The following is a 17,188-nucleotide window of genomic DNA, read 5'->3' as shown; positions in this document are numbered from 1 at the left end:
AAGGGTTTGACAAGTTGGTTGCTGCGCAAGCCGGTGTGGGTATCTTTGTTATTACTGGTGCTGGTGGTGCCGTGGTTTTTTGTACATTTGCCCCACAGCTGGCGCTCGCCGCTGCTGTTGGCAGTGTGGGACCTCTGCCATATTCTGTTTTTTTTCTGCGTGGTATATGCCGTGCAATGGCGTTACAAACTGGTCAGCGCTCGCAGCTGGTTTCTGGTTGCCGCGCTGGCATTTGCAGTGGGTGGCAGTATTGAAATGATCCAGGGCATGACTGGCCGCAATGCCAGTTGGGGAGATGTTGCCAGAAACATGACCGGTGTGTGGCTCGGGCTGGCCTGGGGGGTAGCGCAGGCACAGTGGTTGCGCTGGCATCGCGTGCTTTCGGCGGTCGCGCTGGCGGTGTTGTTTGTTCCGTTCATTAACCTGGCCGTTGATCGAGTGAAATCGTTTAATGAGTTTCCGGTGCTGGCCAATTTTGAGCGGCCGGTGGGGGTGGATTATTGGCGGGGTGATGTCAGCATTGCGGCAGTGCCCGGGCGAGAAAACGCCAATGGTCATGCACTAAAAGTAGAGCTCAATACGGCGCGTTATTCCGGGTTTTATTTTGAGCATTTCCCGGCAGACTGGCGGGGTTACAAGCGTTTACATTTTGACCTTTTCAATCCGGGCGAAAAATCGTTAACAATGGTACTGCGGGTGCACGACATTTGGCATCAGCAATCCGGCCAGGCTTACGGCGATCGTTACAATGTTCGCTTTCAAGCCGAGCCGGGTTGGAACAGCTATCAATTTGCGCTGGACGATATATTGAACGCCCCGACAAAGCGCGATATGGATTTAAGCCGCATACAAACTCTGGGCATTTTCACCATGAATTTGCCACAGCCGGTAACGCTGTATTTTGACAATTTTCGTTTGGAGCCATGATGAAAAAATCAGCTTTGGCGTTATTCAGCGCCCTGTTGTGTCTGGGTAGTGCGAGCAGCCAGGCGAATGTGTTTGCCGATCAGTCCGGTTACGCCCATGTGCGTTATGGCAGTGGTGATATTGATAACGCCTGGTACCTTACCGAAGATCAGCGTGCTTATCGGGCGGATATTGAACGGGTGCGCGAACTGGGGTTTTCGTTGCAACTCTTGCGTGGCAATAAACACAGCGACACCTCACGCGGGCTGGAATACGGTCTGGATATCAATCTGGGTTATGTGCATGACCACCGCCCAACGCTTTATTTTTACAGTGGTGAAGACGGCGGCAACCTGCGGCTGGAAAGCAACAGTCGCTTTCGCAGTGCAGAAATAGCTGCGGGTGCCTTTATTGGCGTGCGGCCTGTGTCATGGGCGCGAGCCTATGTTGCTGCTGGCCCGGGTCTTTACTGGGGTCGTTTAAACATGAAAGGTGGCTCAGGCAACAATGCGGTTGCTAATAACAATGGCAGTGGCGGGGTCATTATTATTGACCGCCGTAACGGCAATGACGACTGGCGCTTTGGCGTCTCAGCGCGTGCCGGTGTTGATCTGTTGTTACCGCATGACATTATTCTGGGCGCCGGGGTTCGCCACACCGCAGTAGAGTTTGATTTTGGCGATGCCGGTGAAGTGGACCTGTCCGGAGCGCAATTTTTTGTCGCCCTGGGCAGTCGTTTTTGAGGCTATTGTTAAGCGCATGCACCCGGTATAGTATCCGCCAACGCGACCTAATTATAACGATAACCCGACCGCCCCTGTTGATGGCGTTGCCCGGAGTAGTACGCAATGAAAGACGGCAAACCCACCTCGTTTGATATTGCCTGGCTGGCCGGGGTTTCCCAGCCCACCGTGTCGCGTGCTCTGCGCAACAGCCCGCTGGTGAATGAAGAAACCCGCCGCAAGGTGCAAGCCATTGCCCGCGAACTGAATTACAAAGTGGATATCAATGCGCGCAATTTACGCTCGCAAAAAACACGCACCCTGGCACTGCTTTTTTGTGAAGACCAGGGCACTGGCGATTCACTGATCAATCCGTTTTTTCTCTCCATGCTGGGTAGCATCACCCGAGCATCGGCTTCGCGTGGTTACGACTTGCTGATTTCCTTTCAACAATTCAGCGAAGACTGGCAAGCCGACTACGAAGACGCCAACCGGGCCGATGGCATTATTTTTCTGGGCTATGGCGACTACGTAACCTACTCTGAAAAGCTGGCGCGTCTGGACGCCGCTGGTGCGCACTACATCACCTGGGGGCCGGTGCTGGAAGGTCAGCCGGGCATGTTTATTGGCTGCGATAACTTCAATGCCGCACTCACCGCAACCCGTCATTTAATAAATCTGGGGAGCCGCCACATTGCCTTTATTGGTGACATTTCCGAACGCAGCCCGGAATTTTTACAACGCTATCGCGGCTACCTGGCGGCTTTGCAAGAAGCCGGTATTGCAGCCGAGCCACTACTTCAAGTAGATGCCGAAACCTCGGAAGATGCCGGTTACAAAGCAGCGCTCACATTACAGGAAAGACACACCACCATCGACGGTTTGTTCGGTGCCAGCGACCTCATCGCCATTGGTGCCATGAAAGCCTTTCAGGAAGCCGGTGTAGCAATCCCCGATGAACTATCCGTCGTCGGTTTTGATGATATCCCCATGGCCAGCTACACCCATCCACCGCTAACCACCGTACAACAAAACACCCGCAAGGCCGGTGAATTGCTGGTAGAAAATTTGCTGGATCTGGTCAATGGCGAAACCCGGCAATCTTTTCTTATGCCAGCGGATTTAATGGTGCGTGGTTCTTGCGGTGGGAAAAATAACTTATAGCGATAATTTTTTTCAGACCTGCCATAAGAAAAGTAGTCGCTGGCCTATATTGTGTTTTTATTAATTGTATTGAAGCTGCAATAAATCTATTGCTCGTTTATCTACTTGTAATACGTGTTATCCACTTTGCTTTCGTTAAAAACCGATTTATAGTCAGCCGGTTCCCAGCACGCTAGGAATGATAATGTGCAAAATCAGGCAGGATAACGCGCATGCGCGATATACTAATGTTATGTGTCTTTCGGAGACGTTGTAGTTGAATAGAATAATCCATCACTATACTAGTATCGATGCGTTGGCATTGATACTAAAGACAGGAAACATAAGATTCAATAGGCTAGATCGTGTAGATGACACAACTGAAAATGATGCTTTTTCACAATTGAAGTTGGGAGAGTTCTTCTTTGTTAGTTGCTGGACTACCCAATGTAGGGAAAGTATTCCACAGTGGAATATGTATACGCCGAATATGTCTGGCGTTCGTATATCTCTTCCAGAGCGAATGTTTAATTAACAGCCATTAAAAGCACCTGATTATTTAACGGAGCGATCTAAAGGTCAGTTTTTTATCCCAATTCCTTTTGAACAGTGGTCGTCGGATAAATATTTTATCATGCCTGATTTCATTAGGCATGAGTGGTTTGCGAGAGAAGTGATATATCGAGATGACTATAAAGAACAAAAAAATAGAGGGATAGAAGCTGAGTTTGAAAATGGAAAACTAATAAACTTAAAAATTAATACCCCAAGCCAGTTGGCCGCTCTAAAAAGTCCGGATTGGTCTTTTCAAGACGAATATAGGTTTGTCTTAATGATATTTCCTAATAGTACGGCTGTGAGGTGCAACAACTCATTTATTCAATTCAATAAAGAGCTAATGGGAAATGTTACTCAAGCTTTAGAGTCGGGACAGGGTTCTGATATTAACTATTATGACATGGATCTTAATCCCGAAATATTTGATGAAATGACTGTGACACTCGGCCCTCTTTGTAGTTGCAGCGATAGAATTATTGTTGAAAGTCTTCTGGAAAAATTTGCGGCTCAATCAATTCTTACAGATAGCAAATTGACAGGAACAATTAGGGTTCCAGATCGTGGTTAATATATATACCAAAGCAGTCAAACGGATGGCTTTTAAGTTTCACTTTTTCCATTCCGCTTCGCTCCATTTTTTGGAAAAAGTGAAACTTAAAAGCCACCGTTTATTACGGCGTTAAGCGATAAGGAAATATATTTTGAGCGCTGAGGATTTTTGGAAGCCCTTTGAGGTAGAAGTTGCCGACTTTAATGGATTGCTTTCAGTTATTAACCAGATCATGGAAAAAGCCGTCACCAAGGACATTAAGTTTGCTTGGCGAGGACAGATTGATGCAAGTTGGGCGCTTCATAGCTCGTTGTATCGGAGGATGAATATTACAAAGGCTAAGGTTCTCACCGAAGATGAGATTGCGAAAGAAGAGCAAGATATTCTCGCTGAGCTGCACCGCTGGGGACTGCACTCATCCTCTCAAACTGGAAGACTTTCGATCCTGAATCAACTTGCGATGCTCCAACATTATGGAGCGCCCACGCGCTTACTTGATATCACTTTCAATGCTTGGGTCGGTGCATGGTTTGCGGTTGAGGAAAAATGGAGCAACGGAGCCCGAGTTCACGAAGATAAGGATGCCAGGCTATTCGCGTTTGACATAACCGACCGATTAATCAATGAGAACGATAGTTTTCGCTCCTGGGAGGACGATCTTAACAGGCCGTGGAAGATTGGCCGGGAAGATGGAGTAGACAAGAAGGAATGGACTACATCGGTTTTTGCGTGGAAGCCGGCCAATATAGATGCACGAATTGCAGCTCAAAACGGCGGCTTCTTATTTGGCGGCGTGCCTGCGTCAAATAAGCCAGATAAAAAGAAGTTTCAGTTTCCAAAGACCCCAAACTTTAAAGATGGTTGGTGGACGATTGAGGAAGGAAGAAATGCATGCTGTATAGCAGCAAGGCCTCATGTGTTTGATCCAGCCAAAGGCAAAGGTGCTGGATCTGGAGCCTTGTATACGTTCAGAATTAAAGCCGGAGCAAAAGAGGATATTCGCCGAAGACTGGACAAGCTTTTCGGCTATAGGCATTCTACGATCTACCCGGATTTCTCAGGATTTTCTAACTTTGCGACACCGAAAATTAAAATTTACTAGTGGGGCGACGCGCTTAGCAAGGCGCTGCTGTCGGAAAAATTTTCCGCTGCGCTCCAAATTTTCTGCATAACGCGGCGTTATTATTTTCGTGTTGTTCTTAACGAGTAAAATCTGAAATTCCGTGTGTATTTTTTCATGTTTTTTTAGTGATTCTCTGATTTGGAATTTTTATTCATTGCAAATATTAAAGTTCGGCGAAAAATGTAGTTATATTGAGTCTTGCCAAATGCTGGCTTAGGTGCCAATATCCGAGAAAATTAAATGTGCCAAGGTTGGTTGCAGTTTCCTTTTGTCACTTTCTCTCTGCGTTGGCTCCAATAACAATTAGCTTAAGTATATTCCGGCCGCGTGCGGCTTCCATGGGACGCCTTGGTGCGCTCCCCTTAGCGAAGATTAGCTGGCACATGAAGGTTGGTTCAGGAGTCAAATGGGGATGTTCAAAAATGACAAGCATAAGCTCGATCCGTTCAGGTGGCGCATAGGACTTCCATATCCTTTTGGCCCTAAGGTAGAAGATCCCGTTCGTGTAACTCAGTTCTCGGAAACATTGAGAATAGTAGATCCTACTAATTCAGGAAATGAAATTTTCGCTCTGGTTGGCGAACTCGCCAATGCGGAAATTCGTTATTACTATCTGCGTCGTGTGCAAGCAAGAAGGCTATCAACTCTTCTTCATTATATGGCATGGCTATTCGGTACTGTCGGAATACTGGTTCCAGTTGCGGGACACATTTTGAGCGACTTGCCTGAGAATTTCCTTTCTTGGGGGTACTACTTCTTTGCGCTCGCAGGCTCCGTCCTGGTCGCAGACAACGTATTTGGTGGAACTAACTCTCACCACCGATATGTGAAGACACAGTTGGATATAGAGCGAATATTCGAGTTATATGCGCTTGATGCCAAACGAATTTTTGTATCAAATATTTTTGCTTCGGATGCAGAGAAATCGGTTTTATTGATTGATCGTTCTGTTGAGTTTATCGAGCAGATGCATTTGGTGCTTGGCACTGAAACTGCTGAATGGAAGAAGGCGGTCGATTTGACGAAATTGGAGTTACAAAGACATGCCGGTGGGCCCGGAAATCAGTGTGGTTCGGACTAACCATTCGCTTGCAGGTACGGCTCGCCATGGCGGCCCGCGGCCTGAGTTTAAACGTTGGCTCAAAGGGTAGATCGAGAAAATGGAAGCGTTACCAGTTCAGAATGATAAGCCTTCAACTGTGTTCATATTTGGTGCTGGTGCTTCTTATGCTGATGGTGTTCCCTTGCAGGCGGATATACTACCTCAGATAATTAGAGATACAGATCCTCAGCTCAAGCACTCTGATACAGCAAAGCGTCTTCGTAAATTTCTGACTGAGTATTTTGCCCAAGGAGAACAAACACCGTCACTTGAGGAAGTTTTCGGGTTTATTGAGTTCTTCATTAAGAATGATCTCTCTTTATCGAGAGGGTGGGGAGTTAAGGAGCTGCTTGAGATAAAGGTAGATTTCACCAAAGTTGTACACTATCTCATAAGCAAGAATACGAAGAGAAGTGAGCTATTTGGAGAGTTTTGGAGAAAGATCAAGGAGGTAGATCCAGAAGTAGGTGTAATCACAACAAATTACGACACGCTTGCAGACGAAGCTTTTGACTCAATATATCCAGAGTGTTTAATTGATTACTGTCTTGACTTTATAAATTTCAGAAATCCAGAAGCAGGGGGGGCATTTGATTGGTGGGTTGATCCCAAAAAGCCTAGCGAGAGATTCAATTACGATAAGGTTACTAGAATTAAACTAATCAAGTTGCACGGCAGTCTGAATTGGAAATACTGCTCATGCTGTGGGCAGATAGCTCTCACACCTTGGCAGCACGAGTTTAATCTTAAGTTAGACTCATTTAAGTCGTTTATGGACAATCAGGTCACAGAATGCCCCTTTGATCGGAACCGGCTTTCTTCTTTACTTCAAATGCCAACGCATATTAAGACTAACCATAATTTCATATTTAGTAAGCTTTATGATGAGGCGTCCTATCTTGTAGGAAATGCTAAGCAGCTTGTTTTTATCGGATACTCATTTCCTGAAGCTGATGTTCATATTCGTGCGCTAATAAGGAGATGTTTTTCAGAAGACGGGAAGATTATCGTTATAAATAAAAGTAGAGCCAAGGACCTCAAACATAGATATGAAGGGTTGTCAAAAAATGTTGAATACTATGAATATACATTCGAACGGTTTGTAAAATCGAAAATTTTTGATGGACTGCTTTCAGCTAACAAGACGCTGCTGGGGATGGCTCGCTTCGAGAGCCGCTCCTGAGCTTTGCGTTAATTGAGTAGCATGTGGAATCTAGCCTTATTACAGTTCTATATATTTCATATTTTTTTGTGACCATTTGCGTCGCGCGGCTGTGCTTGAAACCAGGCTATATGGCCTTAAAAGCAATTTACACGTTAATTTTAGTCTTGCCGGTAGTGGATCTCATACTCTACTTATTTGCAGCTGATACCACGAAGCAGCAAAGCGATAACTTGCAAAACACCCCGAAAGTGAGGTCTTTGGTTCGTATACGCAGAGATGGATCAGCATGCGCCCACTCTACAGGGAAATTCTCCAGGAAAGGCAGGCGAGGTTGGATGAGCGCGATGAAATGACCATTAACAAAGCATGTCAATAAACCGCCCAAGAGGCGATGGGGTGCTCATAAACTCGCGTCCTTGCATGCGGTGTTAAATTTCAAACACTTTGCCACCGCACCCGCAAGCTGAATAGCGCTGCCAGAATAAACGAGCCGCCGCCTGCTACCAGTACCATCAGTGTGCTGCCTTGTAATACTTCCCGCAGTAAAAGCCCCAATAAACTGGCAGCCAGTATTTGCGGAATTACAATAAAGAAATTGAAAATCCCGATATAAATTCCCATTTTGTGTGCCGGTAAGGCGCAGGAGAGCATGGCGTAGGGCAGGGAGAGGATGGACGCCCAGGCGATGCCTACGCCGACCATGGAGAATATTAACCAGCTTGGGTCGGTGATTAGCCAGAAGGAAATTAACCCCAAACCGCCGCAAACCAGACACAGTGCATGTGCTATTTGCGCGCCGGTTTTCTTCACGAGAAAAGGAATAATCAACGCGGCCAGTGCGGCAAAGCCGTTGTAGGCGGCGAATAAAATAGCCACCAGGTCAGCGCCCTGGTTGTAGGCCAAAGATGTGGTATCGGTGGTTTGGTAGTGGTGGGAGGTTACTGCCGGTGTGGTGTAAATCCACATGGAAAAAAGGGCGAACCAGGAGAAAAACTGCACTACGGCCAGCTGTTTCATGGTGTTGGGCATCTGGTACAAATCGTTGGTAATTTGAAACCAGGCATTGTTGAGGCGTTGTTTATTTTGCAGTTGCCCGGCAATCATTTGTAACAGCGCAAATGTCGCCAGCAACCCGCACAGAATATACAACTGGGCATCCCAGTTGCGCCAATAAATTACCAGCGTAAATAACATGGCAGCGGCGAGGTAATAAATACCATTGCGAGAGAAGCGGTGTTGAATGCCCGGGTCGTTATGTTTCTGGCGACTTTCTTCGCGCAGGCCATCAAATGCTGCCATTTGTTGCGGTGTATATTCGCGGGTTTTTAGTACCGTCCAGAGCACGCTCAATAAATAAATAACAGCGCCGCAATAAAATGCATAAATTACCGAATCGGGAATTACACCTTCCGGGGCGGTATTGGCAATGCCCAACCAGTTGCTGAAAATCCACGGCAGCGCCGAAGCAATCACCGCGCCCACGCCAATAAAAAAACTTTGCAAGGTAAAGCCGGTGGCACGTTGGCTTTCCGGTAGCATATCGCCAGTGAGCGCACGAAAGGGCTCCATGGTGATGTTGATGGACGCATCCAGTACCCACAGCATACCGGCTGCAATCCACAGCGTGGGCGAGTTGGGCATAACGATCAATGCCAGGCTGGCGGCAATAGCGCCGTATAAAATAAACGGCCGACGACGACCCAGTGTGCTCCAGGTGCGGTCGCTCCAGTAACCAATGATCGGTTGCACCAGCAAGCCGGTTACTGGCGCGGCTATCCATAACAGCGGAATATCATCAATGGATGCGCCGAGTGTTTGAAACACGCGGCTGACATTGGTGTTTTGCAAGGCGAAGCCGAATTGAATACCAAGAAACCCGAAACACATGTTCCAGATTTGCCAAAAACTTAACTGCGGTTTTACATTCATTTTTATTATTACCTGTGATCTATGGCTATGGCGTCCCTGCCTTTAGCCGTTACCTTATTTTTTATTGTTGGAAATGCTGTTCTACCAGTGGGTAGTGATCCCACACCGTTTTATCGTGTAAGGAGCGCAGCAGTTTTACATATTCGGCGTGGGTCCAGGCCAGCGGGGTTGCCGAGTTGGTGCCTTGGCCAGGCGCATAATGGCGAACTTCATTATTGCCGACACCGTCCCATACCTGTTCCGGTAGCATCAGCCCTTCGTTGGCGAACAACTCAAGACCTTTTACATAGGTACTGCGCAAATTGCCCAGTGTTTTTTCATTGAGTGCCTCGGTTGCTCGCGCATGAGCCAGTTCGTAATGGGCGCGTTCGCCAGTAAAAAATGGCCATACGCGGCCACGTTGGCCGGGGCTCATCACTTCATTGACTGCACCGTAGCCCAGCCCGGTTTTGATATCTTCACCGTAGCCATCAATACCGTAGCGGCGCCAGCCCGGGAAAGATCCGTCAACACCGGGGAAGCTGAATTCGTATTTCACGCGTAAATCATCCGATAGCGATTGATTATCCAACTCAGGCAGGGCTTCCAGAATATAGGCATCATTGGCCGGGCGAACACCATACCGCACCAGCTCCAAAAAGCCACCGTCAATCACCAGACTTTCATCGGTCATATCGCGTCCGTTGCGAGTTGCCAGCGACGCACGATCATTGGGGTTGGTGTTTTCAGTAATGCGCAAATAATAACGGCCATCGCCGTACTCGCCGGTGAGCGAACCTTGCGTGGTAAACATGGTGCTTTCTATCTCACCGGAAATACGATCGGCAACTTGCAGATAATGCGCGGCGCGCTCCTCATTTCCAGCCAGTTTTGCCAGGTCTGCTGCGGTAATCAGGCCGGCAATAATGGCTGCGGTGCTGGACGGCGAATAACCTTGTTGTTCTTCCCAGCGCTCTTGCTGGGTAAAGGGTGGTTTTAAATCAATATCGACCCAATCCAGTTTTACCTTGCCGCCATCGGCGAGAAAATCGGCGGCCGGTTTCAGCATGTGGTTAAACCAATGCACTGCTTCTTCATCGGTTAGTACATCCTCTTGCCACAAGCGCCAGCCCAGCATAATTGGCATGGCGGTTTGGTCCATTTGAATGGCTACCCATTCCAGCTCACCATCAACCCGGGTTTTTTGTAAAAACCAGCCGGGTGCGCCGCTAAAACCCGGCGTGTTTTCAGTTACCTGCACTTTTTGTAAATATTCAAACGCGACTTTGGGCGTTTCGCGATCACCCAGCGCCAGCATCGCCATGGCAACCTGGTAAAAATCCCGTGGCCACACGGCTTTATAACCAGTGCGTGCGGTAGTCGCCGGTACGGTATCACCCCAAGGGTTTGAGAGTGATGCGATCAGCGCACCGGCATGGGTTTTATCTTCCTGGGCTTTTAACACCAGCGCGCTGGCATACAGCAATTTACCCTGGTCAGTTGCAATTGCAGACAACGCCGGTAATTGCGGCAAACTTTCCAGATAATCCTGCCAGCCGATATGTTGGCCTTCACCATTGTAATGCCCGAGTACTTCTTCATAGCCTCTTTTCAAGGTTGCATCGGCCTGTTGTGAGCTGCTGGCCGGGCTATCGCCAAAACCAATGACAAATTGCCAATCGGCGCTTTCATTATTCAGCATTGGCAGCTGCAAGGTGATACCCACATGACCGGGTTTATCGCCGGTGGTGGTGTAAGCCCGGTGCAATTTTCCCTGCTGTTGCAGCTGTGTAACACCATCGGATTGCCCCATAAAACCGACGGTGCTGCTGGCCACCGGCGCATCGGTTTTTACCGCCAGAGTGGTATTACCTTCTTGCGCGTACCAGGTGCTATTTTCCTGCCAGGCTTTGTCGTTAATGCCGGTATTGGCAACCTGCGGTGTAATATGTAACCAGGGCGTAATATGTTCTTCGTTGGCCCGAAAGATGACCCGGAACATTAATGATTGTCCGTCCGGATCGGTAAACACATGTTTTTCGATTTCGTAACGGTTTTGTTTATCGCGGTTGATAATTTTATACGCCAGGGATAACGGGCGGCCTTCTGCATCGGTATGCAGATATTCAATATGGCTGATGGTGTCTTTGCTTTCTTCATGCAAAAAGCCCTCGCCCTGAATAAAAAATTGAATGTCTTTAATTTGGGCTTCATGAATCATGCCGTACATAGTTTCGGTGATGATGCCTTCGGCCAGCGAGAACCATACTTTGGACACAGTGCCGGTGCTGGCATCATCGTGATAGTGACCATCCCGGTAAGCTTCATAAGATGTGCCGATACCGGTTTTTCCCGAAAACGCCCATACCGGGTTGTCACCCGGCGCGCCGGGCGCGACCAGTGCGCTGGCTGTTTTGTTGGGAGTGGAAGCTTCTTTGGGGGAGGAGTCGCAACCGGTGAGCAAGGCAAGGGAACCCAGCAGAAAGCTGCTGCAAAGAATACGCATGGTGAAGGCCTTATTGGATATTGTTATGAGTTACGCCTACGGTAGTTTTTGGGGCTCTTCAATTCAATAGGTTACATACGTATTCAGTCGTTAAAGCTTGTTCATTTGAACAGAGTTATTTGGTTTTTCTGACATAGGCGTTGAGACCGCCGTCCCATCGGGCGCCGTAGTCTCTTCCGCCATATAAAACCTTTTCAGTTATTTATTGCATACGTATTCCTACACGAATCGAACAAAAATTAAGCTGGCGCGGCTATGCATACGTATGTATAGCCTTGCGACGTAAAGGAACACTGGCGTATTTTGGTCTGACAAAAAAGCGATCCCGAAAAATTGCTTAACAAGGCCATCGAATCACCTCGGATGGCAAGTCAATAATAACGATGTCAGGTAACGTTTATGTCTGTCGTGGTGTGTTCACTGTCACTGACGGTTGCAGTGGTATTCGGTCTTGCTGCGCGCTTATGCGCAGCCTCAAATTATCAAGCCCACACAATAAATCGGCGCGAAGGAGTACAGCCATCATGACCTCTTCTCTCTGGTGGCGCGGTGCGGTGATCTATCAGGTTTATCCTCGCAGCCTTATGGACAGCAATGGCGATGGCATTGGTGACCTGCCTGGTATTATTGAAAAACTGGATTACATTGCCAGTCTGGGTGTGGATGCCATTTGGATATCGCCTTTTTTCAAATCCCCCATGCACGACTTCGGTTACGACATCAGTGACTACCGCAGCATTGATCCTATTTTCGGTCACCTGGATGATCTGGATCGGCTTATTAAAAAAGCCCATCAACTCGGTCTGAAAATCATTATTGATCAGGTGCTCAGCCATACCTCTGACCAGCATGCCTGGTTTCAGGAGAGCCGCACATCGCGAACTAACGAGAAGGCCGATTGGTATGTGTGGGTCGATCCACGTGATGACGGTTCACCACCCAACAATTGGCTGGCGATCTTTGGTGGTGTCGCCTGGGAGTGGGAACCGCGCCGCGGCCAGTATTATTTGCACAATTTTTTAAAAAGCCAGCCGGATTTGAATTATCACTGCGAAGCGGTACAGCAACAAATTCTCGATGAAGTGGAATTCTGGTTGAAACGGGGTGTGGACGGTTTGCGTCTGGATGCCATTACTTTTTGCTTTCATGATGAGGCGCTGCGGGACAACCCGGCCAAGCCGGCAGAGGAGCGCAAGGGCAGGGGCTTTTCGGTAGATAACCCTTATGCTTTTCAGCGTCATTTATACAACAATGATCGCCCGGAAACACTGGCGTTTATTGAAAAATTGCGCGCCTTGCTGAATGGTTATCCGGGCACGGTAACGCTGGGTGAAATTTCTACCGAAGACTCGTTGCACTCCATGGCGGAATACACGGCGGGCAACAATCGCTTGCACATGGCTTACAGTTTTGAATTGCTGGCCGAAAAGGTATCGCCTGCTTATGTGCGTGAAACGGTCGAGAATTTGGAAAAAAACCTCACCGAAGGTTGGTCTTGCTGGGCGCACGGCAACCATGATGTGGTACGCGTTCTCAGCCGCTGGGGCGGTGAAACGCCCACCCCGGCGATGGCAAAATTGTTCAACACCTTATTGTTGTCACTGCGCGGTAGCGTATGTACCTATCAGGGTGAAGAGCTGGGGCTGACAGAAGCGGTCATTGAGCATCACAAGTTGCAAGACCCTTACGGCATTACCTTCTGGCCAATGTTTAAAGGTCGCGATGGTTGCCGTACGCCCATGCCATGGCATAAAACTGCCATTGCCGGGGGATTTTCCGATAGCGAAAACACCTGGTTACCGGTTTCCGAGAGCCACCGCGAATTTGCCGTGGATGTGCAGGAGCATGAAGCCGGCTCGGTATTAAATCATTACCGTGATTTTATCCGCTGGCGCAAACAGCAACCGCTGTTGCTGGAAGGGAATATTCGTTTTGTATGCGATTCGGAAAATGTATTGGCGTTTTATCGTTACACGGGTGAACAGCGCCTGCTGGCAGTATTTAATTTTTCCGGTGAGGCGCAGCAGTTTACCTTGCCGGAGAGTGGCGGAATGCCGGTTTACGCTTCGCCGGCACAAACCATGGCGTTGGCAGCGAATAATAGGATTACTTTGGCACCTTATGGCAGCCAGTTTATTCGGTTTTAATAATTTTCAGTAAAGTGCGCAGCGATTTTTTTGACGCCATTGATTTTTTAATAAGCTTCGTTTTTCAATACTGCTGTTGCTCAATGAATAACAGGCCGTTCCTTGCCGGAGCGGTTTGTTTTTTTTGAAGACATTATCCATTGTCTGTTGCCGATCCCTTTCTTTATTTCCCGCTCATCTGCTCGCCAACCATTGGCAAACTATGCTGCTGCTATCCGGTTACACACACCTGTGTGGCGGTAGAATTTACAGGTACAAAAAGCTTCAATCAGCCTGCTGCCGTTAACCGGAAACCTCTTGCGCTCTAACGCGGTAGCGATTTTATTGCAAAAAGGGTAATGATTCTTAAGGGGGCGGCCAGATTAGTGTATTCGGGGCTTGCCAAAGGACAATTTATGCGATTTATTGTTGGCCAAATGCATACGTATGCTAACGCTGAATACGTATGCAAGCCCTTGTGAGTGCCCGAGCTTGCGCCGACAATCCATTCAAGACAGGTGAACTGTTTTATAACTTGTGTAAAGCGCCTCTTTACTTACACGATGCTCTAACAATAAAAGCAATATCTCTATGGAGAGCGACCTCATGTTAAAACATAAATTTAATAAATTTTTTGCCCTGGCCTCCACCATGGCCATGGTTGCCGGTTCTGTCAGTGTGTACGCGCAGGAGCCGGTAGAAGAAATTCTCGTGACTTCCAGTTTCCGTAACAGTGTGCTCAGCGCGATTGACGCCAAACGTAATGCGGATGTGGTGGTAGAAGCCATTTCTGCCGATGACCTGGGTGTACTGCCCGATGTTTCCATTGCCGATGCGCTGTCGCGGTTGCCCGGTGTATCGCTGGTGCGTGCCGGTGGGCAGGCGGGCATGGTGAATATTCGCGGCATGGGCGGCGAGTATGTGCATTCCACCCTCAATGGTCGTGAACAAACAGCCACCAGTGGCAGCCGTAAAATCGAGTTTGACCAGTATCCCTCCGAGTTGATTTCCGAAGCGGCGGTTTACAAATCGCCCAAAGCTTCTCTTATTGAAGGCGGCGTGGCCGGCACCGTAGAACTGCGTACCGCCAACCCCTTGAATAACGACAAGGACAATGCCTTTCACATCAACGCTCGCGGCAGTTATAACGACCGGGCCGACAGCGTGGTGGGTGCCGATGAATACGGCTACCGTTTGAGCACTTCCTGGCAGGGAAAATTTGCCGATGACACCATTGGTGTTGCGCTCGGTTATTCCCGTTTGTTCCAGCCCTACGTCAATACCCAGTTTGTCGGCCTGTCATACACCGGGCAGGATGATCTGAATGGCGATGGCGCTAACGAATACCTGAGCGAAGGTTTCGAAATGCAACAAAAAGGTGGCGACGAAACCCGCGACGGTTTTATGGGCACCCTGGTGTGGCAACCGTCAGATGCCTTCACGCTGAAGGGCGATGTATTTTATTCCGAGTTTGAGTCTGAAGCTTTTGCCCGCGGTTTTCGTGTAAAAACCCTTAATGATGGCATCGTTACCAATCCGGTGATTCAAGCGGGCGGCGCGGTAACGGGTGGTACTATTACTCGTGATCCGGCCAATGATTATTTCACGGTTCAAACCACTAACGATGATGAGTCTCGCAACCGCGATGTGCTTTCTACCGGGTTAAATGCCACCTGGCAGGAAGGCCCCTGGACGGTTTCTGCGGATATTTCCCGTTCCGAAGCCAATGGCGATTTTATCAATGGCGTCAGCTGGGGCATTTTGTTCAATGACATCAACAGCGCGTCACCAACACCCGATCAGAATATTTCGGTCGATTATTTGCTGAACGGTTTGAACGTTCCGCAGGTGAGTTTTTCCAATCCGGAAAATTATCTCAATCTGGATAAAATGGGTTTATCCAAAGTGGGTGTTTACCCGTTTAAAAACAAAGACGTGTTAACCGCCTATAAAACGGATGTGAAGTTCGAATTTGATAACCCTGCGTTTATTTCGTCTGTTGAGTTTGGTGCTCGTTACTCCGAGCGCCATTTCAGTGCCGAGCGCGGCGTATTTGAGTACGGTAACGATTTCGGTTTGAACCCGGCAGACCAACCGGCGCTGGCACTCACACCGGACGATGTTGAGGTGATTCATTTCAGCAACAAATTCGCCAACTTTCCATCATTCCTGGCAATTGATCTCGATAAAGTGCTGGCACGAAATGGTATTCAGGCCAATCCGGTGAAAAACTGGAACAACAACTGGACCATGATTCAAACCGGCGATGTGTACGAAGATGTGTTGGCGGCTTATGTGCAAGCCAATCTGGAAACCAGCCTTTTCGACCGCCCGCTGACCGGTAACCTGGGTGTGCGGATGGTTGAAACCGATCAAAGCAGTAACGGTTATTTGGAACTGCAAGGTGCGGAACGCGGTAATGGCCCGGGCATCGCGGATGATAATGGTTTGGTGAGTTACGATTACCAACCGGTTGAAGCCGGCAAAAAATTCACCGACTGGTTGCCATCGCTCAATTTGAATTATCACCTTACAGATAACGACCAATTACGTTTTGCCGCCGCCAAGGTGATGGCGCGCGCACCGCTGGACAAACTGAAATCCGGTGGCGGTTCCTGGGTGGATGGTGGCCGCTTTAATGTGTGGGGCAATACCAGCCCGTTGCTGGATCCTTTCTATGCAACCCAGGCTGACTTGTCTTATGAGCATTATTTTTCCGAGACGCACGGCGCACTGGTGATTGCTCTCTTCTACAAAGATGTTGAGTCTTATGTAGAAAATATTACCTACAGTAACTTCGACTTCGCTGCTGCCGGTATTTTTGTGCCGACCGATCCCAACACCAATCAGCCTTTCCTGAATGGTGAATACCAGACCGCCCGTAATAATACCGACGGTGGTTATATTCGCGGTGTGGAGTTGGGCTTTACCCAAACTCTGGATTTTCTGCCTGGGGCATTTTCCGGCTTGGGTTTTACTACCAGTTACTCCTACACCGAAAGCTCCATCAGCAAAACCAATACCAACGCCGGTTTCGCGCGTGATGTCGGCTTCCCCGGCTTATCAAGGAGTGTCTTTAACGGCACACTTTTTTACGATTACCAGGGATTTTCTACCCGTGTTTCAGTTCGCTACAAGGAAGCCTTCGTGGGTGAAGAGATGATGGCGGAAAACCCGATGGATGTTTATTACGGTGATGAAACCGTCGTGGACTATCAGGCTTCCTACACCTTTGATAGCGGTATCAATCTGGTTTTCCAGATCAATAACGTGACCGACGAACCGACCACTACCTACTTTGGATCTGAAGCGCAAACCGGTACTCTTCAATATTACGGAAGGCAAATGTTCCTGGGAGTAAATTACTCCTTCTGATTTC

The 17,188-nt window shown here is 48.4% G+C and carries 11 protein-coding genes; 9 read left to right on the top strand and 2 right to left on the bottom strand.

The features are described 5' to 3' along the window. Positions 1 to 6: 6 nt before the first annotated feature. The 7 genes from C4F51_RS14780 to C4F51_RS14750 all read left to right on the top strand — a co-directional run bounded on the left by C4F51_RS14780 (position 7) and on the right by C4F51_RS14750 (position 7,287). Positions 7 to 927 carry a hypothetical protein gene (locus tag C4F51_RS14780; protein ID WP_193911086.1) on the top strand — a complete coding sequence of 307 codons (921 nt, stop codon included), beginning with the start codon at positions 7 to 9 and terminating at the stop codon, positions 925 to 927. Continuing rightward, a complete protein-coding gene (locus C4F51_RS14775; protein ID WP_193911083.1) occupies positions 927 to 1,649 on the top strand; it encodes a hypothetical protein in 723 nt (240 codons plus the stop codon). Before C4F51_RS14780 ends, C4F51_RS14775 begins: the two co-directional genes overlap by 1 nt. Positions 1,650 to 1,754: 105 nt before the next feature. Beyond that, positions 1,755 to 2,792 (top strand): LacI family DNA-binding transcriptional regulator, encoded by a 1,038-nt coding sequence (locus C4F51_RS14770; protein WP_193911081.1) that lies wholly within the window; start codon positions 1,755 to 1,757, stop codon positions 2,790 to 2,792. A gap of 613 nt (positions 2,793 to 3,405) precedes the next feature. Beyond that, the gene (locus C4F51_RS14765) at positions 3,406 to 3,897 is read left to right on the top strand and encodes a hypothetical protein (RefSeq protein WP_193911079.1); all 492 of its coding nucleotides are present in this window, start codon (positions 3,406 to 3,408) and stop codon (positions 3,895 to 3,897) included. A 133-nt stretch (positions 3,898 to 4,030) separates the two neighbouring features. After that, positions 4,031 to 4,981 (top strand): FRG domain-containing protein, encoded by a 951-nt coding sequence (locus tag C4F51_RS14760; protein ID WP_193911077.1) that lies wholly within the window; start codon positions 4,031 to 4,033, stop codon positions 4,979 to 4,981. 433 nt (positions 4,982 to 5,414) lie between these two features. Next, positions 5,415 to 6,083, top strand: coding sequence for an SLATT domain-containing protein (locus C4F51_RS14755; RefSeq protein ID WP_193911075.1), 669 nt, complete (start codon positions 5,415 to 5,417; stop codon positions 6,081 to 6,083). 79 nt (positions 6,084 to 6,162) lie between these two features. After that, on the top strand, positions 6,163 to 7,287 hold the full coding sequence (locus C4F51_RS14750; RefSeq protein ID WP_193911073.1) for an SIR2 family protein: 1,125 nt from the start codon (positions 6,163 to 6,165) through the stop codon (positions 7,285 to 7,287). 417 nt (positions 7,288 to 7,704) lie between these two features. Here C4F51_RS14750 and C4F51_RS14745 read toward each other — a convergent pair whose 3' ends face one another. After that, complete coding sequence (locus C4F51_RS14745) at positions 7,705 to 9,198, bottom strand: MFS transporter (protein WP_193911071.1); 1,494 nt, start codon at positions 9,196 to 9,198, stop codon at positions 7,705 to 7,707. A 61-nt stretch (positions 9,199 to 9,259) separates the two neighbouring features. Beyond that, positions 9,260 to 11,683, bottom strand: a complete 2,424-nt coding sequence (locus C4F51_RS14740) for a glucan 1,4-alpha-glucosidase (RefSeq protein WP_193911069.1) — start codon at positions 11,681 to 11,683, stop codon at positions 9,260 to 9,262. Between the two features lie 524 nt (positions 11,684 to 12,207). Between C4F51_RS14740 and C4F51_RS14735 the strand changes: the two genes are divergently transcribed. Further along, a complete protein-coding gene (locus C4F51_RS14735; RefSeq protein ID WP_193911066.1) occupies positions 12,208 to 13,830 on the top strand; it encodes an alpha-glucosidase family protein in 1,623 nt (540 codons plus the stop codon). A 585-nt stretch (positions 13,831 to 14,415) separates the two neighbouring features. After that, the gene (locus C4F51_RS14730) at positions 14,416 to 17,184 is read left to right on the top strand and encodes a TonB-dependent receptor (protein WP_193911064.1); all 2,769 of its coding nucleotides are present in this window, start codon (positions 14,416 to 14,418) and stop codon (positions 17,182 to 17,184) included. Positions 17,185 to 17,188 lie beyond the last annotated feature (4 nt).

It is taken from the genome of Cellvibrio polysaccharolyticus, from assembly GCF_015182315.1.
Classification (GTDB): Bacteria; Pseudomonadota; Gammaproteobacteria; order Pseudomonadales; family Cellvibrionaceae; genus Cellvibrio; species Cellvibrio polysaccharolyticus.
Note: the sequence above shows the minus strand (reverse complement) of the source record. Positions and strands in the feature narration are given on the sequence as shown.